The 17,493-nt window shown below is 73.2% G+C and carries 13 protein-coding genes; 6 read left to right on the forward strand and 7 right to left on the reverse strand.

The genetic code is table 11. The annotated features are described in order from the left end of the window. Positions 1-243: 243 nt before the first annotated feature. The 3 genes from D7193_RS16740 (at position 244) to D7193_RS16750 (ending at position 3,469) form a co-directional block, all read left to right on the forward strand. Entirely contained in the window at positions 244-1,293 is a 1,050-nt protein-coding gene (locus D7193_RS16740) for a mechanosensitive ion channel family protein (RefSeq protein WP_120781326.1), read from the forward strand. Positions 1,294-1,527: 234 nt separating this feature from the next. Next, positions 1,528-2,943 (forward strand): MFS transporter, encoded by a 1,416-nt coding sequence (locus D7193_RS16745; RefSeq protein ID WP_120781327.1) that lies wholly within the window; start codon positions 1,528-1,530, stop codon positions 2,941-2,943. A gap of 106 nt (positions 2,944-3,049) precedes the next feature. After that, complete coding sequence (locus tag D7193_RS16750; protein ID WP_120780472.1) at positions 3,050-3,469, forward strand: globin; 420 nt, start codon at positions 3,050-3,052, stop codon at positions 3,467-3,469. Positions 3,470-3,530: 61 nt separating this feature from the next. Here the strand turns inward: D7193_RS16750 and D7193_RS16755 are convergent, their stop codons facing one another. The 4 genes from D7193_RS16755 to ettA all read right to left on the reverse strand — a co-directional run bounded on the left by D7193_RS16755 (position 3,531) and on the right by ettA (position 7,253). Continuing rightward, entirely contained in the window at positions 3,531-4,115 is a 585-nt protein-coding gene (locus D7193_RS16755) for a type III secretion system chaperone family protein (RefSeq protein WP_120780473.1), read from the reverse strand. A 131-nt stretch (positions 4,116-4,246) separates the two neighbouring features. Next, on the reverse strand, positions 4,247-4,906 hold the full coding sequence (locus D7193_RS16760; protein ID WP_241563150.1) for a DUF8185 domain-containing protein: 660 nt from the start codon (positions 4,904-4,906) through the stop codon (positions 4,247-4,249). Between the two features lie 200 nt (positions 4,907-5,106). Beyond that, the gene (locus D7193_RS16765; protein ID WP_120780474.1) at positions 5,107-5,553 is read right to left on the reverse strand and encodes an acyl-CoA thioesterase; all 447 of its coding nucleotides are present in this window, start codon (positions 5,551-5,553) and stop codon (positions 5,107-5,109) included. Positions 5,554-5,576: 23 nt separating this feature from the next. After that, positions 5,577-7,253: an energy-dependent translational throttle protein EttA gene (gene ettA, locus D7193_RS16770; protein WP_120780475.1), complete on the reverse strand. Its 1,677-nt coding sequence runs from the start codon at positions 7,251-7,253 to the stop codon at positions 5,577-5,579. 325 nt (positions 7,254-7,578) lie between these two features. Between ettA and D7193_RS16775 the strand changes: the two genes are divergently transcribed. Together D7193_RS16775 and otsB are read left to right on the forward strand one after the other, a co-directional pair. Beyond that, on the forward strand, positions 7,579-8,979 hold the full coding sequence (locus D7193_RS16775; RefSeq protein ID WP_120780476.1) for an alpha,alpha-trehalose-phosphate synthase (UDP-forming): 1,401 nt from the start codon (positions 7,579-7,581) through the stop codon (positions 8,977-8,979). Positions 8,980-9,020: 41 nt separating this feature from the next. Beyond that, the gene (gene otsB / locus D7193_RS16780) at positions 9,021-11,582 is read left to right on the forward strand and encodes a trehalose-phosphatase (RefSeq protein WP_120781329.1); all 2,562 of its coding nucleotides are present in this window, start codon (positions 9,021-9,023) and stop codon (positions 11,580-11,582) included. A gap of 64 nt (positions 11,583-11,646) precedes the next feature. Here the strand turns inward: otsB and cobA are convergent, their stop codons facing one another. Genes cobA through cobC form a run of 3 tightly spaced genes read right to left on the reverse strand, consistent with a single transcriptional unit; the run spans position 11,647 to position 15,129 of the window. Then, positions 11,647-12,882 (reverse strand): uroporphyrinogen-III C-methyltransferase, encoded by a 1,236-nt coding sequence (gene cobA / locus D7193_RS16785; protein WP_120780477.1) that lies wholly within the window; start codon positions 12,880-12,882, stop codon positions 11,647-11,649. Between the two features lie 52 nt (positions 12,883-12,934). Then, positions 12,935-14,026: a nicotinate-nucleotide--dimethylbenzimidazole phosphoribosyltransferase gene (gene cobT / locus D7193_RS16790; protein WP_120780478.1), complete on the reverse strand. Its 1,092-nt coding sequence runs from the start codon at positions 14,024-14,026 to the stop codon at positions 12,935-12,937. Continuing rightward, positions 14,026-15,129 (reverse strand): Rv2231c family histidinol phosphate aminotransferase CobC, encoded by a 1,104-nt coding sequence (gene cobC, locus D7193_RS16795; protein ID WP_120780479.1) that lies wholly within the window; start codon positions 15,127-15,129, stop codon positions 14,026-14,028. The genes cobT and cobC overlap by 1 nt, the downstream gene beginning before the upstream one ends. 132 nt (positions 15,130-15,261) lie before the next feature. Here cobC and D7193_RS16800 point away from each other — a divergent pair, with 132 nt between their 5' ends. After that, positions 15,262-17,394 carry a transglycosylase domain-containing protein gene (locus tag D7193_RS16800; protein WP_120780480.1) on the forward strand — a complete coding sequence of 711 codons (2,133 nt, stop codon included), beginning with the start codon at positions 15,262-15,264 and terminating at the stop codon, positions 17,392-17,394. Positions 17,395-17,493 lie beyond the last annotated feature (99 nt).

Here is a 17,493-nt window from a genome sequence, read left to right on the forward strand (position 1 = left end):
ACGGTCGACGCCGGTCGGATCACCGACGTCCGTTGCGCCAATAGTCCCTGATCGGACCCCGGATTGCACGTACTAATCCGGGGTCCCTCATGAAGCATTTTCCGCCCATGGCAAGATGACCGGTTTCGCACCCGTCCGTTCACCCGCCCGCCGGACACGGCTCCCGCGCACGTCACCCGGCGGTGGGTCGACAGCGGCCTCCCAGGGTGGTTGCGGTACGAAGACAGGGTGAGTGCCACCGCCCTGACGCTTCTCGCGACCGCGTCCGCCGCCCCGCCCTCCGGCCAGGAGGACACGCCGAGCCCGGACTGCCTGAACGAGGCGGTGTGCAACGCCGTCTGGAAGCTCACCCACTCGGTCTGGTTCGCCGAGGGCAGCTACTGGATTCTCGTCAAGCCGCTGCGGGTCGTCCTGATCCTGCTGCTCGCGGTGTTCGCCCGCTGGGCCGTCCACCGCACCATCAACCGGCTGGTCCGCACGACGAGCGACGCGGGCGTGCCGACCATGCTGCGCCCGCTGCGCGAGCGGATCCCGACGGCGGCGGTCGAGCCCGGCGAGTTCGTGCCGGAACGGCGACGGCAGCGGGCCGAGGCCATCGGCTCGGTCCTGCGCAGCCTCACCACCGCGTTCGTCTTCGGCATAGCGCTGCTGATGATCCTGCGGGAGTTCAGCTTCGACCTCGCCCCGCTGCTGGCCAGCGCGGGGATCGCCGGCGTGGCGCTGGGCTTCGGCGCGCAGAGCCTCGTGAAGGACCTCCTCGCCGGCCTGTTCATGCTCATCGAGGACCAGTACGGCGTCGGCGACACCGTCGATCTGGGCGAGGCCACGGGTGTGGTCGAGTCGGTCGGGCTGCGCGTCACCACCGTCCGGGACGGGCGCGGCGTGCTCTGGTACATCCGCAACGGCGAGATCGTCCGCGTCGGCAACAAGAGCCAGGGCTGGGCGCTGGTCGTGGTCGACCTGCCGATCGGGTTCGCCGGCACGGAGGAGGCGACGGCGGTGCTGCGTACGGCGGCCGCCTCGGTGGCGGTCGATCCGGAGCTGTCGCCGGAGATCGTCGAGGCGCCCGAGGTGCTGGGCGTGGAACAGATGACCGTCGACGGCGCCGTGATCCGTACGGTGGTGAAGACGACGGCCGAAGGCCAGTTCGCGGTCGGCCGGGAGCTGCGCCGCCGGCTGGCCGAGGCGCTGGAGAACTCCGGGATCACCGCGCAGATCGCCGCCGCGCGCCTCTTCACCGCGCCGACCCGCCCACCGGCGGGCGGCGAGACGGGCCAGAGCGGCGCCACCTGACGGCGTCCGACTGTCCATCGATCCGGGGGGTCGCGGCCGCCCGGCCCCTCAGGTATCGTCCGTTCGTTCAGTCGGAGATGCGACGATCTATCCGTTCGCCCTAGCCAGTTGTCAGACGATCGGGCAGAATCCGGGGCACGCGTTCCCGCCAGAAGCGTGCTGCGTCCTCGCTGATCCGCAGATCTGACGAGAGTTCCCGGGCCGGCGCCGCCACCAGTGGCCGCCTGGGGAACGATGGAGGCGACGGTGTCCGACGAGCGACCCTCACCGGAAGGTCCAGCGACCTTCCGCGAGGTCTTCGCCCAGCGGGAGTTCGGGGCGGTCTTCACGGCGAGCGCGCTGTCCTGGGTCGGCGACTATCTCGCCAAGGCCGCGGTCACCCTCCTGATCTACGAGCAGACCGAGTCGGTCGCGCTCTCCGCCGCCGCCTTCGCGGTCAGCTACCTGCCGTGGCTGGTCGGCGGCCCGCTGCTCGCCGCCGTCGCCGAGCGGCACCCCTACCGGCGGGTGATGGTCTTTTGCGACCTCATCCGGATGGTGCTGATGCTGCTCATCGCCATCCCGAGCCTGCCCGCCCCGGCCGTGCTGGGCCTGCTCTTCCTCACCACGCTGGCCAATCCGCCGAGCCAGGCCGCCAAGTCCGCGCTCATCCCGAAGATCCTCACCGGTGACCGGCTCGTCGTCGGGCTGTCCCTGCACTCCAGCGTCGCCCAGGCCGCGCAGGTCGTCGGCTACCTCATCGGGGCCGCCATCGCGGGCATCGACCCGGTCATCGCCCTGCTCATCAACGCGGCCACCTTCGCCGTGTCGGCGGTCCTGGTGCGCTTCGGCGTCCGTGAGCGCCCCGCGGCGCTGGCCCCGGGACACCAGACCCACCTGCTCCGGGAGACCGCACAGGGGTTCCAGATCGTCTTCGGCACCCCGGTGCTGCGGTCGATCGCCGTGCTCGTGTTCAGCGCTATGCTCTTCTCGATCGTGCCCGAGGGCCTCGCGGCCGCCTGGGCCAAGGAGAGCGCCGGCGACACCCTCGACACGGGCGTGGCGCAGGCGGTCATCATGGCCGCCAACCCGGTCGGTTTCATCCTCGGCGGGCTGCTGATCGGGCGCGCCTTCGGCCCGTCCCGGCGGCTGGCGCTCATGCGGCCGCTGGCCGTACTCGCCCCGCTGACGCTCGTGCCCGCTCTCCTCGATCCGTCGCCGCTGGTGGTGGCGCTCCTCGCGGCCGCCTGCGGCTTCGCGGTGGCGGGCATGCTGCCGACGGCGAACGGGCTGTTCGTCCAGGCGCTGCCGGACGCGTTCCGGGCCCGCGCGTTCGGCGTGATGGGCACCGGCGTCCAGGTGATCCAGGGGTCGGCGGTGCTGGTCACCGGCCTTCTCGCCGAGCGTTTCGCCATCCCGTCGGTGGTCGGCGTGTGGAGCCTCGCGGGCGTGCTGCTGATGCTGCTCGTCGCCCTGAGCTGGCCGGCCCCGCGGACGGTCGAGGCGGCCGTCGCGGCGGCTGCCGCCGGCGCCACCGGCGGGGCGGTACGGAGCGTGGTCCCCGAGCAGGCGGCCCCGGGCGCCCCGGCCGGCGAGCAGCCGGACCCGGCCGCCGGGACGGCGGGCAGGCCGCCCGCGGACGGCGGGCGGCGCCGCCACGCGGTCACCTGAGAGCCGCGGGGCCCAGGGGCCGGGCCGGGCCGGCCGTGACCGGGCGCACAGCCATCACGGCGTCCTCCGTACCGTCGGCGCCACGGGCACCTGGCAGGATGGAGCGGTGAACCCCGCAGGCGAATCCGACCGTTCCCGGCCGTCGGCGACCCTCTTCGACGCGATCGGCGGCGAACCCACGTTCCGCAAGCTCGTGGACGAGTTCTACGCCGGTGTCGCCACCGACCCCCTGCTGCGGCCCATGTATCCCGAGGAGGATCTGGGGCCCGCGGCCGACCGGCTGACGCTCTTCCTGATCCAGTACTGGGGCGGGCCGAACACGTACTCGGCGCAGCGTGGGCACCCTCGTCTGCGGATGCGGCACGCGCCGTTCCGGATCGGGGTGGCCGAGCGCGACGCGTGGCTGCGCCACATGCGTCGGGCCGTCGACCGGCTCGACCTGCCGCAGGAACACGCCACCGCGCTGTGGGCCTACCTGGAGCGGGCCGCGTTCTTCATGGTCAACGTCATGGAGGACCCGGCCTGACGGCCGGCGGGGGGCGTACGCCGCGGCCTGGGCGACGACCCCCTGGGCACCGGTCGCGCGCTCAGAGCAGCGCGCCCTCGTCGTGCAGCCAGTCGACGAAGCTGGTGGCCACGGCCGCGCCGCAGTCGAGCATCTCGACCAGGAGCGCGTCGTGCGTCCCGGCGCCCAGCGGCACCTGCAGCTCGGCGTAGATCGGCAGCTGCCCGCGCTCGGTCGGGTCACCGATGTACGCCTTGCAGAACCGGCGGGTGTGGTTCCACTCGTTGACCACCCGGTAGGCCCGGTCGGCCCAGTCGGGCGGCACCGTCGCGTGTGGACGCGCCCGCATCACGAGGATCTCGTCCTCCGGCCCTTCGAGCGTGACCAGCACGGCATGCCGTTCCCACATGGCCAGCAGGTTCCCGTCGCCGTCGGCCAGGTAGCGCACGTCGAGCAGATCGAGCGCGTCGCAGACCCGGCCGAGCGTGACCGGCGCGACCGTGGCCGGCATCTCGGCGAGCACGGGCCGTTCGTTGGCCGTGCAGTCGTCGCCTGGCTGGCGCGGGGTCGGGGGTCCGACCCGGACGGTGCCTTCCACTGTGATCCCGGTTCGGGTTTCCTGATCGCCGCCGTTGGCGGGACCCGGGCGCCATGACCACCACGGCATCGCTCGCGCACCTCACTCCCCAGCGGATCCAGCCGCCTACCGTGCGTTGGATCCGAGCATGGACGGTACCCGGACAGCCGGGTTGAAGCATCCCCCCAACGACCGCCCCAGGCTAGAAGGATGAGTGAGGGTCATACTTTCGGACGACTCATGAGGGGCGTCAAGCCAAGATCACTGCCCTTCTGCAGCCAGGCCGCCCCGTACGGCCCCACAAGACCGACCCATCGGCCGGCGACGCGCACCTGGACGTCGGTGGCCGTCCGGGGGCCGTCCGGTGGGCCCAGGAAGCCCATGCGGACCAGCCCCTGCACCAGCCGCTGCGGCACCTCGACCGGCGGCCCGGGCGGGTCGTCCGGGGTGACGACGACCGCCACGTGGTCCAGGAGGGCATCACGCAGGGCCCGTTGCCCCACCGCCCGGCCACCCACGCCGTGCTCGCTGGCCGTACGCAGGGTGCCCGCCGCGGCCCGGCTGATCCGCCACAGCTCGTCGGCGGGCAGCGTCTCCACCGGCCGGCTCGCCGCCGGCGGCAGCGGCCAGCGCCACTGGGCGTCCCGCCGGGGCGGCAACCCCGCGCCGGACCGCTCCAGCTCGGCCAGCAGCTCGGCGGCCGCCACCGCGACGTCGCCCGGGCCCCGTCCGGTCACGGTCCGCACCACCAGGACGTTCCAGGGCAGCCGCGCCCAGAGCGCGGTCCGGTCCGACCCGGCCGGCCGGAGCCGCACGGGCGCGCCCGGATCCAGCCGGACCAGCCGGGCCAGGAAGGCCCCGGCGTCGGCGACCGCCACCATCCCGTGCCCCCCGGCGGCGGGCGGCACCGGCCCCCCGGACCGTTCAGGAGAGCCCGCCGGGCCGGGGGCCTCCGCCGACCCACCCTCGGCCCGCGACACCGCCGGAGCGGGCGACTCGGGCGGCGGTACGGCCCGACCGGGCGGGCGCGCGCCCTCGGACGGCGTCAGCGCCGCCTCCGGGCGGGCCGGACCCGGCCGGGTCACGGCGTTCCGCCCGTCGGCGCATAGTTCAGCAGGAACTCCCGCTCCCCCGCGGTGAGCCGCCGGGGCACCTGCCGGCCCAGGTCGAACGGCACCAGCACCGAACGGGCCCGCCCGGCCAGCACGTCGCCGTCGTACAGCTCGTAGGCCACTGTGAACCGGGACGCCCGGATCTCCTCCACCCACAGCTCGATGCGGACGGTCGGCGCCGCCTCGCTGCTCGCCCGGTCGAGGGAGTAGTCGACCGGGCGCAGGTAATCGACCTCGTGCCGGCGGATCACGACACCCTCGGCGAACGAGTCGACACCCCACGCCCGGCCGCCGGCGAACATCAACGCCACCCGGGCCTCCTCGTAGAGGGTGAGGAAGCGCGAGTTGTTGACGTGACCGTAGGCGTCCAGGTCCGACCACCGCAGCGTGCAGTGGTACACGAAACGGTCACTCATGGTCGGGCACCGGTCGTGGGCTCTCAGTCACGGGTGAGCTTGCGGTACGTCACCCGGTGCGGCCGGGCCGCCTCCGCCCCGAGCCGGTCGATCTTGTTCTTCTCGTACGCCTCGAAGTTGCCCTCGAACCAGAACCACTTGGCCGGGTTCTGGTCGTCGCCCTCCCACGCCAGGATGTGCGTGGCGACCCGGTCGAGGAACATCCGGTCGTGGGAGATGACCACGGCGCAGCCGGGAAAGTCCAGCAGCGCGTTCTCCAGGCTGGAGAGGGTCTCCACGTCCAGGTCGTTGGTCGGCTCGTCGAGCAGGATGACGTTGCCGCCGATCTTCAGGGTCAGCGCCAGGTTGAGCCGGTTGCGCTCGCCACCGGAGAGCACCTTGGTCGGCTTCTGCTGGTCCGGCCCCTTGAAGCCGAACGCCGCGATGTACGCCCGCGACGGCATCTCGACCTTGCCCACCATGAGGTGGTCCAGCCCGTCGGAGACGGTCTCCCAGACCGTCTTGTCGCCGGCCAGGCCCTGCCGGTTCTGGTCGACGTACGACAGGGAGACGGTCTCGCCGACCCGGACGTCGCCGCCGGTCGGCTTCTCCAGCCCGACGATGGTCTTGAACAGGGTCGTCTTGCCGACGCCGTTCGGGCCGATGATGCCGACGATGCCGTTGCGCGGCAGCGAGAAGGACAGGTTGTCGATCAACACCCGGTCGCCGAAGGCCTTGGTGAGGCTGTGCGCCTCGATGACCGTGTTGCCCAGGCGGGGGCCCGGCGGGATCTGGATCTCCTCGAAGTCCAGCTTGCGGGTCTTCTCCGCCTCCGCGGCCATCTCGTCGTACCGGTCGAGCCGGGCCTTGGACTTGGTCTGCCGCGCCTTGGCGTTGGAGCGCACCCACTCCAGTTCGTCGGCGAGCCGCTTCTTCATCTTGGCGTCGCGCCGGCCCTCGACGGAGAGCCGCGCCGCCTTCTTCTCCAGGTACGTGGAGTAGTTGCCCTCGTACGGGTAGGCCCGGCCACGGTCCAGCTCGAGGATCCAGTTGGCCACGTTGTCGAGGAAGTACCGGTCGTGGGTGATGGCGATGACGGTGCCGGCGTACTTGGCCAGGTGCTGCTCCAGCCACTGCACGCTCTCCGCGTCCAGGTGGTTGGTGGGCTCGTCGAGCAGCAGCAGGTCGGGCGCCTCCAGCAGCAGCTTGCAGAGCGCCACCCGGCGGCGCTCACCACCGGAGAGCTGGGTGACGTCGGCGTCCGGCGGCGGGCAGCGCAGCGCGTCCATGGCCAGCTCGAGCTTGGAGTCGATGTCCCAGGCGTCGACGTTGTCCAGCTCCTCCTGGAGCTTGCCCATCTCCTCCATCAGCTCGTCGGAGTAGTCGGTCGCCATCTGCTCGGCGATCTTGTTGAACCGCTCCAGCTTGGCCTTGGTCTCGGCGACCGCCTCCTCGACGTTGCCGAGCACCGTCTTGGCGTCGTTGAGCGGGGGCTCCTGGGCGAGCATGCCCACGGTGTAGCCGGGCATGAGCCGGGCCTCGCCGTTGCTCGGCCGGTCCAGCCCTGCCATGATCTTGAGGAGGCTGGACTTACCCGCACCGTTCGGCCCGACCACACCGATCTTGACCCCTGGCAGGAAGTTCAGCGTCACGTTGTCCAGCACGACCTTGTCGCCGTGCGCCTTGCGCGCCTTTTCCAGGACGTAGATGAACTGGGCCACGGTGCGGGCTACCTCCGTAGATTGCGACTGGGAGCCGGCGGGCGGGGGCGCGGGCGGCGGGTGCCTCCGCGGCGCCGGCCAGGTGCCGGCCGCACGCACGCCGTCGTCAATCCTGACAGGTACGCGGCGTCTCGCCCACATCACCCCGCCCACGTGCGTCCGCGTCGCGGAAACGGGGCACGGGGCCGGACCCGTGTTGACAAGATCACCATGGGGATTCGGCGAGCGTGGGACGGGTAGGGAACTCCGGCACGGGGGCCCAGAGGCCGCAGCTACGCTCAGTACGCTCATGCGGTTGACCCGTCAGCACCGGAGGTGGCCGAACGTGACCGTCCGCAGCTCCTTTGTCGTAGTGGCGAACCGCCTGCCGGTCGACGAGGTGAGCACACCCGAAGGGCGGCAGTGGCGGCGCAGCCCGGGAGGGCTGGTGACCGCTCTGCACCCCGTCCTCGCCGAGCACAAGGGCACCTGGGTCGGCTGGGCCGGTGGCACCGGCGCCGCTCCCGAGCCGTTCGACCTGGAGGGGATCCGGCTGCACCCGGTCCCGCTCAGCGCCGAGGAGCTGGAGCGCTACTACGAGGGGCAGTCGAACGCGACGATCTGGCCGCTCTACCACGACGCGGTCGAGACCCCGGTCTACAAGCGCCGCTGGCGGGAGACGTACCGCCTGGTCAACGCCCGCTTCGCGGAGGCCGCCGCGGACGTGGCGGCCGAGGGCGCGACGGTCTGGGTGCAGGACTACCAGCTCCAGCTGGTGCCCGCGATGCTCCGCGAGCTGCGGCCGGACCTGCGGATCGGCTTCTTCCTGCACATCCCGTTCCCGCCGATCGAGCTGTTCATGCAGATGCCGTTCCGCACCGAGATCCTGCGGGGCCTGCTCGGCGCCGACCTGGTCGGGTTCCAGCAGCGGCTCGCCGCGCAGAACTTCGTCCGGCTGGCCCGACACCTGCTCGGCCTGCGCTACGAGGGGCAGATGATCCAGGTCGACGGCCGGCGGGTGAAGGCCGGGGCGTTCCCGATCTCGATCGACACCCGGGAGATGGAGCGGATGGCCGCCGACCCGGCGGTCCAGGCCCGGGCCAAGGAGATCCGCGAGGAGCTGGGCAACCCCCGGACGATCATCCTGGGCGTCGACCGGCTGGACTACACCAAGGGCATCGAACTCCGCCTCAAGGCCTTCCGCGAGCTGCTGGCCGACGGCAAGCTGACCGTGCCCGACGCGGTCATGGTGCAGGTCGCCACGCCGAGCCGGGAGCGGGTCGAGCACTACCAGGCGCTCCGGGTCAAGGTCGAGCGCGAGGTTGGTCGGATTAATGGCGAATTCGGCAGGGTGGGCGTGCCCGCAGTGCATTATCTGCATCAGTCGTACAGTCGCAGCGAGCTGGCCGCGATGTACGTCGCTGCCGACGTAATGATGGTGACCCCGCTGCGAGACGGAATGAATCTGGTGGCCAAGGAGTACGTGGCTTCGCGCACCGACCAGGGTGGCGCCCTCGTGCTCAGTGAGTTCGCCGGCGCCGCCACCGAGCTGCGCCAGGCGTTCCTGTGCAACCCGCACGACCCCGACGCGGTCAAGGACGCCCTGCTGAGGGCCGTGCACGTCGAGAAGCCGGAGGCTCGCCGCCGCATGCGGACAATGCAACGCCACCTACGTACCAACGACGTCGGCCACTGGGCCAAGTCGTTCCTCACCGAGCTCGGCGTGCCGGAGGCGGAGGCCGCGTGACCACCCCCGTTTCCGGTGGCGTCTCCGTCGCCACCGACGTGATGGACCCCGAGCTGCGTGCGGCCATCGGCCGGATCGCGCGGGTCCCGCAGCTCCTCGTGGCCTGCGACTACGACGGCACCCTGGCGCCGATCGTCGAGGACCCGAGCAAGGCCGTGCCGCTGCCCGAGTCGGTGGCCGCGATCCGCGCGCTGGCCGCCCTGCCGCAGACCACCGTGGCGGTGATCTCCGGCCGGGCGTTGCGTGACCTGGCCGCGCTCTCCCGGCTGCCCAGCGAGGTGCACCTGGTCGGCAGCCACGGCTCCGAGTTCGACATCGGTTTCGTCGAGCGCCTGTCCCCCGAGCTGATCGCGGTGCGCACCCGCCTGCGCGACGCGCTGCGGGAGATCGCGGCGGAGCACCCGGGCATCCGGCTGGAGCGCAAGCCGGCGAGCGTGGCGGTGCACACCCGCGGGGTCGACCCGCAGATCGCGGCCGCCGCCATCGAGGCGGTGCGCAGCGGCCCCGCCACCTGGGACGGCGTCACCGTCACCCAGGGCAAGGAGGTCATCGAGCTGTCGGTGGTCGCCACGCACAAGGGCATCGCCATCGACCAGCTGCGCACCCAGCTCTCCGCGAGCGCGGTGCTCTTCATCGGCGACGACGTCACCGACGAGAACGGCTTCGGCAACCTCCACGGGCCGGACGTCGGCATCAAGATCGGCCCCGGGGACACCCGGGCCGACTACCGGGTCGCCGAGCCCATCGAGGCCGCGCGGGCGCTCGGCCTGCTGCTGGAGACCCGGCGGCACTGGCTCTTCGGCGAGCGGGCGGTGCCCATCGAGCGCCACTCGATGCTGGCCAACGGCCGTACGGTCGCCCTGCTCACCCCCGAAGCCAAGGTCACCTGGCTCTGCCACCCCAAGCCGGACTCGGCGGCGATCTTCGCCGACCTCGTGGGCGGCAGCCCGGCCGGGCACTTCAGCGTGTCCGCCGAGCGCGGCGGCATCCCGCTGGGGCAGCGCTACCGCACCGGCACCATGACCGTGGAGACGCGGTGGTCCGGTCTCACCGTCACCGACTGGCTGGACCTGCCGGCGCACGAGACCACCCCGGACGGGCCGGCGGTGATGAGTGGCGACTCCACCCTCGTCCGGGTGCTCACCGGCACCGGCCGGGCCCGGATCGAGTTCGCGCCGCGCCCCGAGTTCGGTCAGGTGGCGGTGCAGCTGCAACCGCTCGACGACGGCCTGCTTGTGCTCGGCTCGAACGAACCGGTCGCCCTCTACTCCCCCGGCGTCGAGTGGGAGGTCACGAGCGACGGCGTCTACGAGAGCGCCAAGGCGGTCGTCGACCTGCGGGCCGCGGGCGGGCAGGTCGTGCTGGAGCTGCGCTTCGGCACCCACAGCCTGGAGCACCACCAGCTCCCGGTGCACGAGCGGCAGGCCGCGGCGGAGCAGCCGTGGAAGGACTGGGTGGCCACGCTCCGGCTCCCCACCACCGCCCGCGACCTCGTGGTCCGCAGCGCGCTCACGCTGCGCGGGCTCTGCCACGAGCCGACCGGCTCGATCCTGGCCGCCGCGACCACCTCGCTCCCCGAGGAGCTGGGCGGCGTCCGCAACTGGGACTACCGGTACTGCTGGCTGCGTGACGCCGCGCTGACCGCCCGGGCCCTGGTCGACCTCGGTTCGACCGAGGAGGCCGAGGGTCTGCTGCGGTGGATCGACGGCGTCGTCGAGCGCACCGGCGGCCACCCCGAGCGGCTGCACCCGCTCTACACCGTCGACGGCTACGAACTGGGCGCCGAGGCCGTCATCGACACCCTGCCCGGCTACGCGGGCTCCCGGCCGGTGCGGGTCGGCAACCTCGCCAACCACCAGCTCCAGCTGGACGTGTTCGGCCCGGTCGCCGACCTCATCGCCGCCGTGGCCGACCTGCGCGGCTCGGTACGGGAGACCGAGTGGCGGGTGCTGGAGAACATGGTCGAGGCCGTCCAGCGCCGCTGGCACGAGCCCGACCACGGGATCTGGGAGGCCCGTCTCCCGCCGCGGCACCACATCTTCTCGAAGGTGATGTGCTGGATGACCGTGGACCGGGCGCTGCACGTCATGCGCCAGCACGGCGGCGAGGACCGGCCCGAGTGGGTCGACCTGCGCGACCGGATCGCCGCCAACGTGCTCGAGCACGGCTGGCACGAGCACGCCGAGGCGTACAGCGTCGCATATGGCGACGAGGACATGGACGCCTCGTCGCTCTGGATCGGCCTCTCGGGGCTGCTCCCCGGTGACGACCCGCGCTTCCTCTCCACCGTCCTCAAGATCGAGGCGGACCTGCGCAGCGGCCCCGTGGTCTACCGCTACCACTGGGACGACGGGCTCCCCGGCCGGGAGGGCGGCTTCCACATCTGCACGGCGTGGCTCATCGAGGCGTACCTGCGCACGGGACGGCGCGTGGACGCCGAGGAGCTGTTCGCCCAGATGATCGACACCGCCGGCCCGACCGGTCTGCTCCCCGAGCAGTACGACCCGCTCGCCGAGCGCGGCCTGGGCAACCACCCGCAGGCCTACAGCCACCTCGGCCTCGTCCGCTGCGCGCTCCTCCTGGACAACATGCTCAAGCAGTAAGCCGGCGACCCCAGCCGTCGATCATGAAGGTGCCGACACCTTCATGATCGACGGGGGGCGGCGGTCAGGGGGCGAGGGCGTCCACCACGTCCCCGATCACGACGGTGGCGGGTGGCCGCAGTCCGGCGGCCACCACGTCGGCGGCGACCGCCTCCAGCGTCGAGCGGAGCACGCGCTGGCCGTCCGTGGTGCCCTCCTGCACCACGGCCACCGGCGTCGCCGCCGGCCGCCCGTGCGCCACGAGGGTCCCGGCGATCGCCGCGAGGTTCTTCAGCCCCATCAGCACCACCAGCGTGCCGCGCAGGGCGGCCAAAGCCTCCCAGCGCACCAGCGAGGCCGGTGAGTCGGGCGCCACGTGCCCGGACACCACGGTGAACTCGTGCGCCACCGCACGGTGGGTGACCGGGATGCCGGCCGCCGCGGGCACCGCGACCGCGCTCGTCACCCCGGGCACCACGGTCACCGGCACGCCGGCCGCCGCGCAGGCCAGCAGCTCCTCCCCACCCCGACCGAAGACGTACGGGTCGCCGCCCTTGAGCCGCACCACGAACCGCCCCGCGAGCGCCCGGTCGACGAGGATCCGGTTGATCTCCTCCTGGGCCCGGGCCGGCCCGTACGGGATCTTGGAAGCGTCGACCAGTTCCACGTCGGCGCGCAGCTCGTCCAGGAGCAGGCCGGGCACCAGCCGGTCGGCCACCACCACGTCCGCCCCGGTGAGCAGCCGCCACCCCTTCACGGTGATCAGCTCCGGGTCACCCGGGCCGGCACCCACCAGGGCGACCCGCCCACCCGGCGCGACGGCCGAGGGCTCCGGCGCCGCCGGGCGCGCCGCCGACGGGCCCGGCCGGCCCGCCAGGAGGTCCCGGACCGCGTCGCGCACGCCCATCGCCCGCCGGGGGTCGCCACCGCCGAGCACCGCCACGGTCACCGGCCCGTGCCGGGTCACCGCCGGCGTCCAGGCCGTCGCCGCGTTCCGGTCGTCGGCGCGTACGCAGAACACGCGCCGCTCCGCGGCGGCGGCGCTCACGGCCGCGGCCGCGGCCGGGTCGTCCACCGCCACCTGCACGAGCCACGCCCCGTCCAGGTCGGCGGGCGTGAACCGGCGCCGCTCCCAGCGCAGCCGGCCGGCGTCGACGTGCGCGTGCAGCGCCGGGGTCAGCTCCGGGGCGACCAGCAGGACGTCCGCGCCAGCGTCCAGCAGCGCCGGCACCCGCCGCGTCGCCACGGTTCCACCGCCGACCACGACCACCCGCCGCCCGTGCAGGCGCAGCCCCACCGGGTACGGGTTGCCGCCCGGCACGTCCTCCGGCCCACCGGTCCGCCCGCTCACGCCGCCGCCCCGCCGTGCCCGGTCACTTCTCGGACACCCCGGCGGCGTCGAACGTGGCGACCTCGTGCAGCACCCGGACGGCGCCGGTGACCACGGGCAGCGCGAGCAGCGCGCCGGTGCCCTCGCCGAGGCGCAGCCCGAGGTCGATGAGCGGGTCGAGCCCGAGCCGGCGCAGCGCGAGCGTGGCGCCCGGCTCGGCGGACCGGTGACCCGCCACCATGGCGCCCACCGCGTCCGGCGCGAACGCGGCGGCGGCGAGCGCGGCGGAGCAGGCGATCACCCCGTCGAGCAGCACCGGGACGCGGCGCGCGGCGGCACCGAGGATCAGCCCGGCCAGCGCCGCGTGCTCCAGTCCGCCGACCGCGGCCAGCACGCCCAGCGGGTCGGCCGGGTCGGGTCGGTGCCGCTCCAGCGCGGCCCGTACGACCTCCACCTTCCGCCGGTAGGTGGGGTCGTCCACGCCCGTGCCCCGGCCCGTCGTCCCGGCCGGGTCGGTGCCCGTGAAGGCGGCGACGAGCGCCGCCGCGGGCGTCGTGTTGCCGATGCCCATGTCGCCGGTGAGCAGGATCCCGGCGCCGGCATCGACCAGCTCGTGGGCGACCCGGATGCCGACCTCGACGGCGGCCCGGGCCTCGTCCCGGGTGAGCGCCGCGGTCACCGCGAGGTCCCGGGTGCCGGGGCGGACCCGCGCGTCGACCAGCCGCGGCACGCCGGGGTCGAGGACGGGGCCGTCACCGGCCGGCGCGTCGCCCGCGGGCAGCGCGGTGGCCACGCCGACGTCGACCACGGTGACCGCGGCGCCCGCCTGCCGGGCGAACGCGTTGACCACCGCGCCGCCGGCCAGGAAGTTGCCGATCATCTGCGCCGTGACCTCCTGCGGCCAGGGACTCACGCCCTGGGCGTGCACGCCGTGGTCACCCGCGAAGATCGCCACGGCCGCCGGCTCGGGCAGCGGGGGCGGGCAGGCGCCCGCGAGGCCGGCGAGGCGTACGGACAGCTCCTCCAGGGCGCCGAGCGAACCGGCCGGCTTGGTGAGCCGGCCGTGCAGTTCCCGTGCCGCCGCCATGGCGGCCTCGTCCAGCGGCCCGATCTCCGCGATGGTCGTCTCCAGCATCATGCCTCCAGGATCTCGCCCAGTACCCGGGTGAACGCGTCGGTGGTGGCCCGGTCGCGCACCGCGACCCGGAGCCAGTCCGGCCCGAGGCCGGGGAAGGTGTCGCCGCGGCGTACCGCCCAGCCGCGCTCACGCAGCGCGGCGCGGACGGCCGCGGCGCCGGGCAGGTGGATCAGCACGAACGCGCTCGCGGGCCGGCCGGCGACGCGTACGCCGGGCAGGGCGGCCAGGCGCGCCACCAGGTGGTCGCGGTCGGCCGCGAGCTGCGCGGCGATGGCGCGCTCGGCCTCGACCGCGACGGGGCCGGCGCAGGCCGTGGCCGCCGCGAGCGCCGGGGTGGACACCGCCCAGAGCGGCTGGACCGCCGCGAGCCGGGCCAGCAGCTCCGGCGCGCCGAGCAGGTAGCCCACCCGCAGCCCGGCCAGCCCCCAGGTCTTGGTGAGGCTGCGCACCACGAGCAGGCCGGGCAGGTCCCGGCGGCCGGCGAGGGACTCCGGCTCGCCGGCCCGGCCGGGGACGGCGGTGGTGTCGGCGAACGCCTCGTCGACCACCAGCACGCGGCCGGGACGGGCGAGCGCGGCGACGGTCCGCGCCGGGTGCAGCACCGACGTGGGGTTGGTCGGGTTGCCGATCATCACGAGGTCGGCGTCGGCGGGCACCCGGGCGGGGTCGAGGCGGAAGCCGTCGGCGTCGTCGAGCAGCACCCGCTCGACCCGGTGGCCGGCCGCCCGCAACGCGGCCTCGGGCTCGGTGAACTGCGGGTGCACCACCACCGGCCGGCGTACCCCGCGCAGGGCCTGGGCGAGCAGCACGAAGCCCTCGGCGGCGCCGGCGGTGAGCAGCACCTCGTCCGGGGGACGGCCGTGCCGGGCGGCGAGCGCCTCCCGGGCCGCCGCCGGGTCGGGGTAGCGGGCCAGGTCGGTCAGCGTGGCGGCGATCGGCCCGGCCAGCCACGGCGGCAGCGGCGCCCGGCGGACGTTGACGGCGAGATCGACGAGCCCCTCCGCCACCTCCGCGTCGCCGTGATGGCCGAGGTCGGGCTCGCCGGCGGGCGCCTCCGGTGCACCGGCGCCCGCCCGCACCTCGCCCGGCCGTCCACGCATGCCCGCGATCCTGCCGGGAACGCGGCGCGCGGGACAGCGGATCACGGCGTGGGACGCGTCACCACCGGTACACCATCCGGGTGTTTATGAATTCTTCTCATTTCCGAATCGGAAATGTCATAGCTTGACCGTGTGAGCAACCGACCCCTTGCCGCCGCTGGTCGTGCTATTCCTCTCCTTCGCATCGGGCTGATCGCCGGGATCGTGATCGCCGCCGTCGCCTACCCCGTGGTCGCGTTCACCGGGCTGGGCACGAAGGCCACCGCGCACGCCACGGAGCACAAGACGAAGCTGTTGACCAAGGCCCTGCCGGCCGAGACGTCCTACCTGTACGCCCCCGACGGGCGCACCGTGCTGACGATGTTCTACGAGGAGTACCGGCAGTACACCAAGATCGAGGACATGTCGCCGAACATCCAGCAGGCCATCGTGGCCGCGGAGGATTCGCGCTTCTACCAGCACAAGGGCGTCGACCCGAAGGGCGTGGCACGCGCGTTCGTGGCCAACGCCCGGTCCAGCGGGGTGTCCCAGGGTGCCTCCACGCTGACCATGCAGTACGTCCGGATGGCCCTGCGGGACAGCGCGACGACCCCCAAGGAGGTCCAGGAGGCCACCCAGCAGACCAGCCTGCGCAAGATCAAAGAGATGCGGCTGGCGCTGGACCTGGAGAAGGAGCTGAGCAAGGAGGACATCCTCGAGCGCTACCTGAACTCCGCGTACTTCGGCCACCGCGCGTACGGCATCTACGCGGCCAGCGAGATCTTCTTCTCGAAGACGCCGAAGGACCTCAGCCCCGTCGAGGCGGCGACGCTCGCCGGGCTGGTGAAGTCCCCCAGCGAGTACGACCCGGCGTCGTCCGACCAGAAGGACGCCACCGGCCGGCGCAACTACGTCCTGGACCGGATGGCCCAGCTCGGCTACCTGTCACCGGACGCGGTCGCGGCCGCCAAGGCCGAACCGATCCGGCTGAAGCTGACCAACCCGCCGAACGACTGCGCCGCCATCCCGGAGAAGTTCAACAGCTGGGGCTTCGCCTGCGACTACCTGAAGAACTGGTGGAGCTCGCAGCCCGCGTTCGGCGAGAACCGGCTGGAGCGGATGGACAAGCTGCGCCGCGGCGGCTACCGGATCGTGCTGAGCCTCGACCCGAAGATCCAGCAGGCGGCGGAGAACAACGTGGGTGCCAAGGACGCCACCGGTAGCCCGTTCGCCAACGGCATCGTGGTCTCCGAACCGGGCACCGGGCGGGTCAAGGCCATGGCCGTGAACCGGACGTACTCGCTGGACCTCAGCGACAACCCGCTCAGCTCCAACCCCGAGGCGGGGCCGAAGGTGAAGGCCAGCTACCCGAACACCGTGGCGCCACTGCTCGGCGGCGGTGACCTGCCCGGGTACCAGGCCGGGTCGACGTTCAAGATGTTCCCGATGCTCGCCGCGCTCAACGCCGGGCTGCCCCTCTCCACCTCGTTCAACGCCCCGTACCGCTACCAGTCGAAGGTCTTCGACGGGTGGGCGCCGACCAACGCGAGCGGCGCCATGACCGGCCAGCAGACGATGTGGTCCGGATTCGGCAAGTCGGTCAACACGTACTTCGTGTGGCTGGAGGAGCAGATCGGCTCCGAGGCGGGCATCCGGCTCGCCGAGCAGCTCGGGCTGCGCTGGCGTACCGACGTCGACCGCGACCAGGCCTCCCCCGCGAAGGCGAAGAAGTGGGGCGCCTTCACCCTGGGCGTCTCGGACGCCACACCGCTGGAGATGGCCAACGCGTACGCGGCGGTCGCCGCCGACGGCCGGTACTGCGAGGCGATCCCCGTGCAGGCGATCTACAACCGGGACGGGACGCCGGCGACGTACGCCACCGCCGGCGGGATCACCCGGGAGGTCGCGAAGCCGCGCTGCCGGCAGGTGGTGAGCGCGGACGCGGCCCGGGCGGCCACCGACGCGGCCCGCTGCCCCACCGGGGACACCCCCGCCAAGGGTGGCTGCGGCGGCTGGTCGACGGCGGACAGCGTCCGCGGCACCGTCGGGCGGCCGGTGGCCGGCAAGACCGGTACCACGGACAGCACCCGGTCGGCCTGGTTCGTCGGCTACACGCCGGAGCTGGCCGCGGCGAGCTTCATCTCCGACCCGGACAACCCGTTCAACGCGGTCGGTGACGGGCAGTCCCAGGTGCCGATCGCGGCGGTGGCGGAGACCCTGCGCGACGCCCTGAAGGGCAAACCCACCCGTGAGTTCACCCCACCCTCCGACGCCATAGTCGGCTGACGCCCCGGCGGACCCGGCCCTGCCCGCCCGGTCCGCCGGTGGTGATCAAGAGGTTCGCGTCAGGATCCGGGCCGATCCTGACGCGAACCTCTTGATCAC

It is taken from the genome of Micromonospora costi, assembly GCF_003626655.1.
GTDB classification, from domain to species: Bacteria; Actinomycetota; Actinomycetes; order Mycobacteriales; family Micromonosporaceae; genus Micromonospora; species Micromonospora costi.

Bases quoted from the DNA above. Each gene is read 5' to 3' on its own strand.
- otsB (WP_120781329.1), top strand. From the start codon at position 9,021: ATGGACCCCGAGCTGCGTGCGGCCATCGGCCGGATCGCGCGGGTCCCG.
- D7193_RS16760 (WP_241563150.1), bottom strand. From the start codon at position 4,906: ATGGTGGCGGTCGCCGACGCCGGGGCCTTCCTGGCCCGGCTGGTCCGG.
- D7193_RS16765 (WP_120780474.1), bottom strand. From the start codon at position 5,553: ATGAGTGACCGTTTCGTGTACCACTGCACGCTGCGGTGGTCGGACCTG.
- D7193_RS16755 (WP_120780473.1), bottom strand. From the start codon at position 4,115: ATGCCGTGGTGGTCATGGCGCCCGGGTCCCGCCAACGGCGGCGATCAG.
- D7193_RS16745 (WP_120781327.1), top strand. From the start codon at position 1,528: ATGGAGGCGACGGTGTCCGACGAGCGACCCTCACCGGAAGGTCCAGCG.
- cobT (WP_120780478.1), bottom strand. From the start codon at position 14,026: ATGCTGGAGACGACCATCGCGGAGATCGGGCCGCTGGACGAGGCCGCC.
- cobC (WP_120780479.1), bottom strand. From the start codon at position 15,129: ATGCGTGGACGGCCGGGCGAGGTGCGGGCGGGCGCCGGTGCACCGGAG.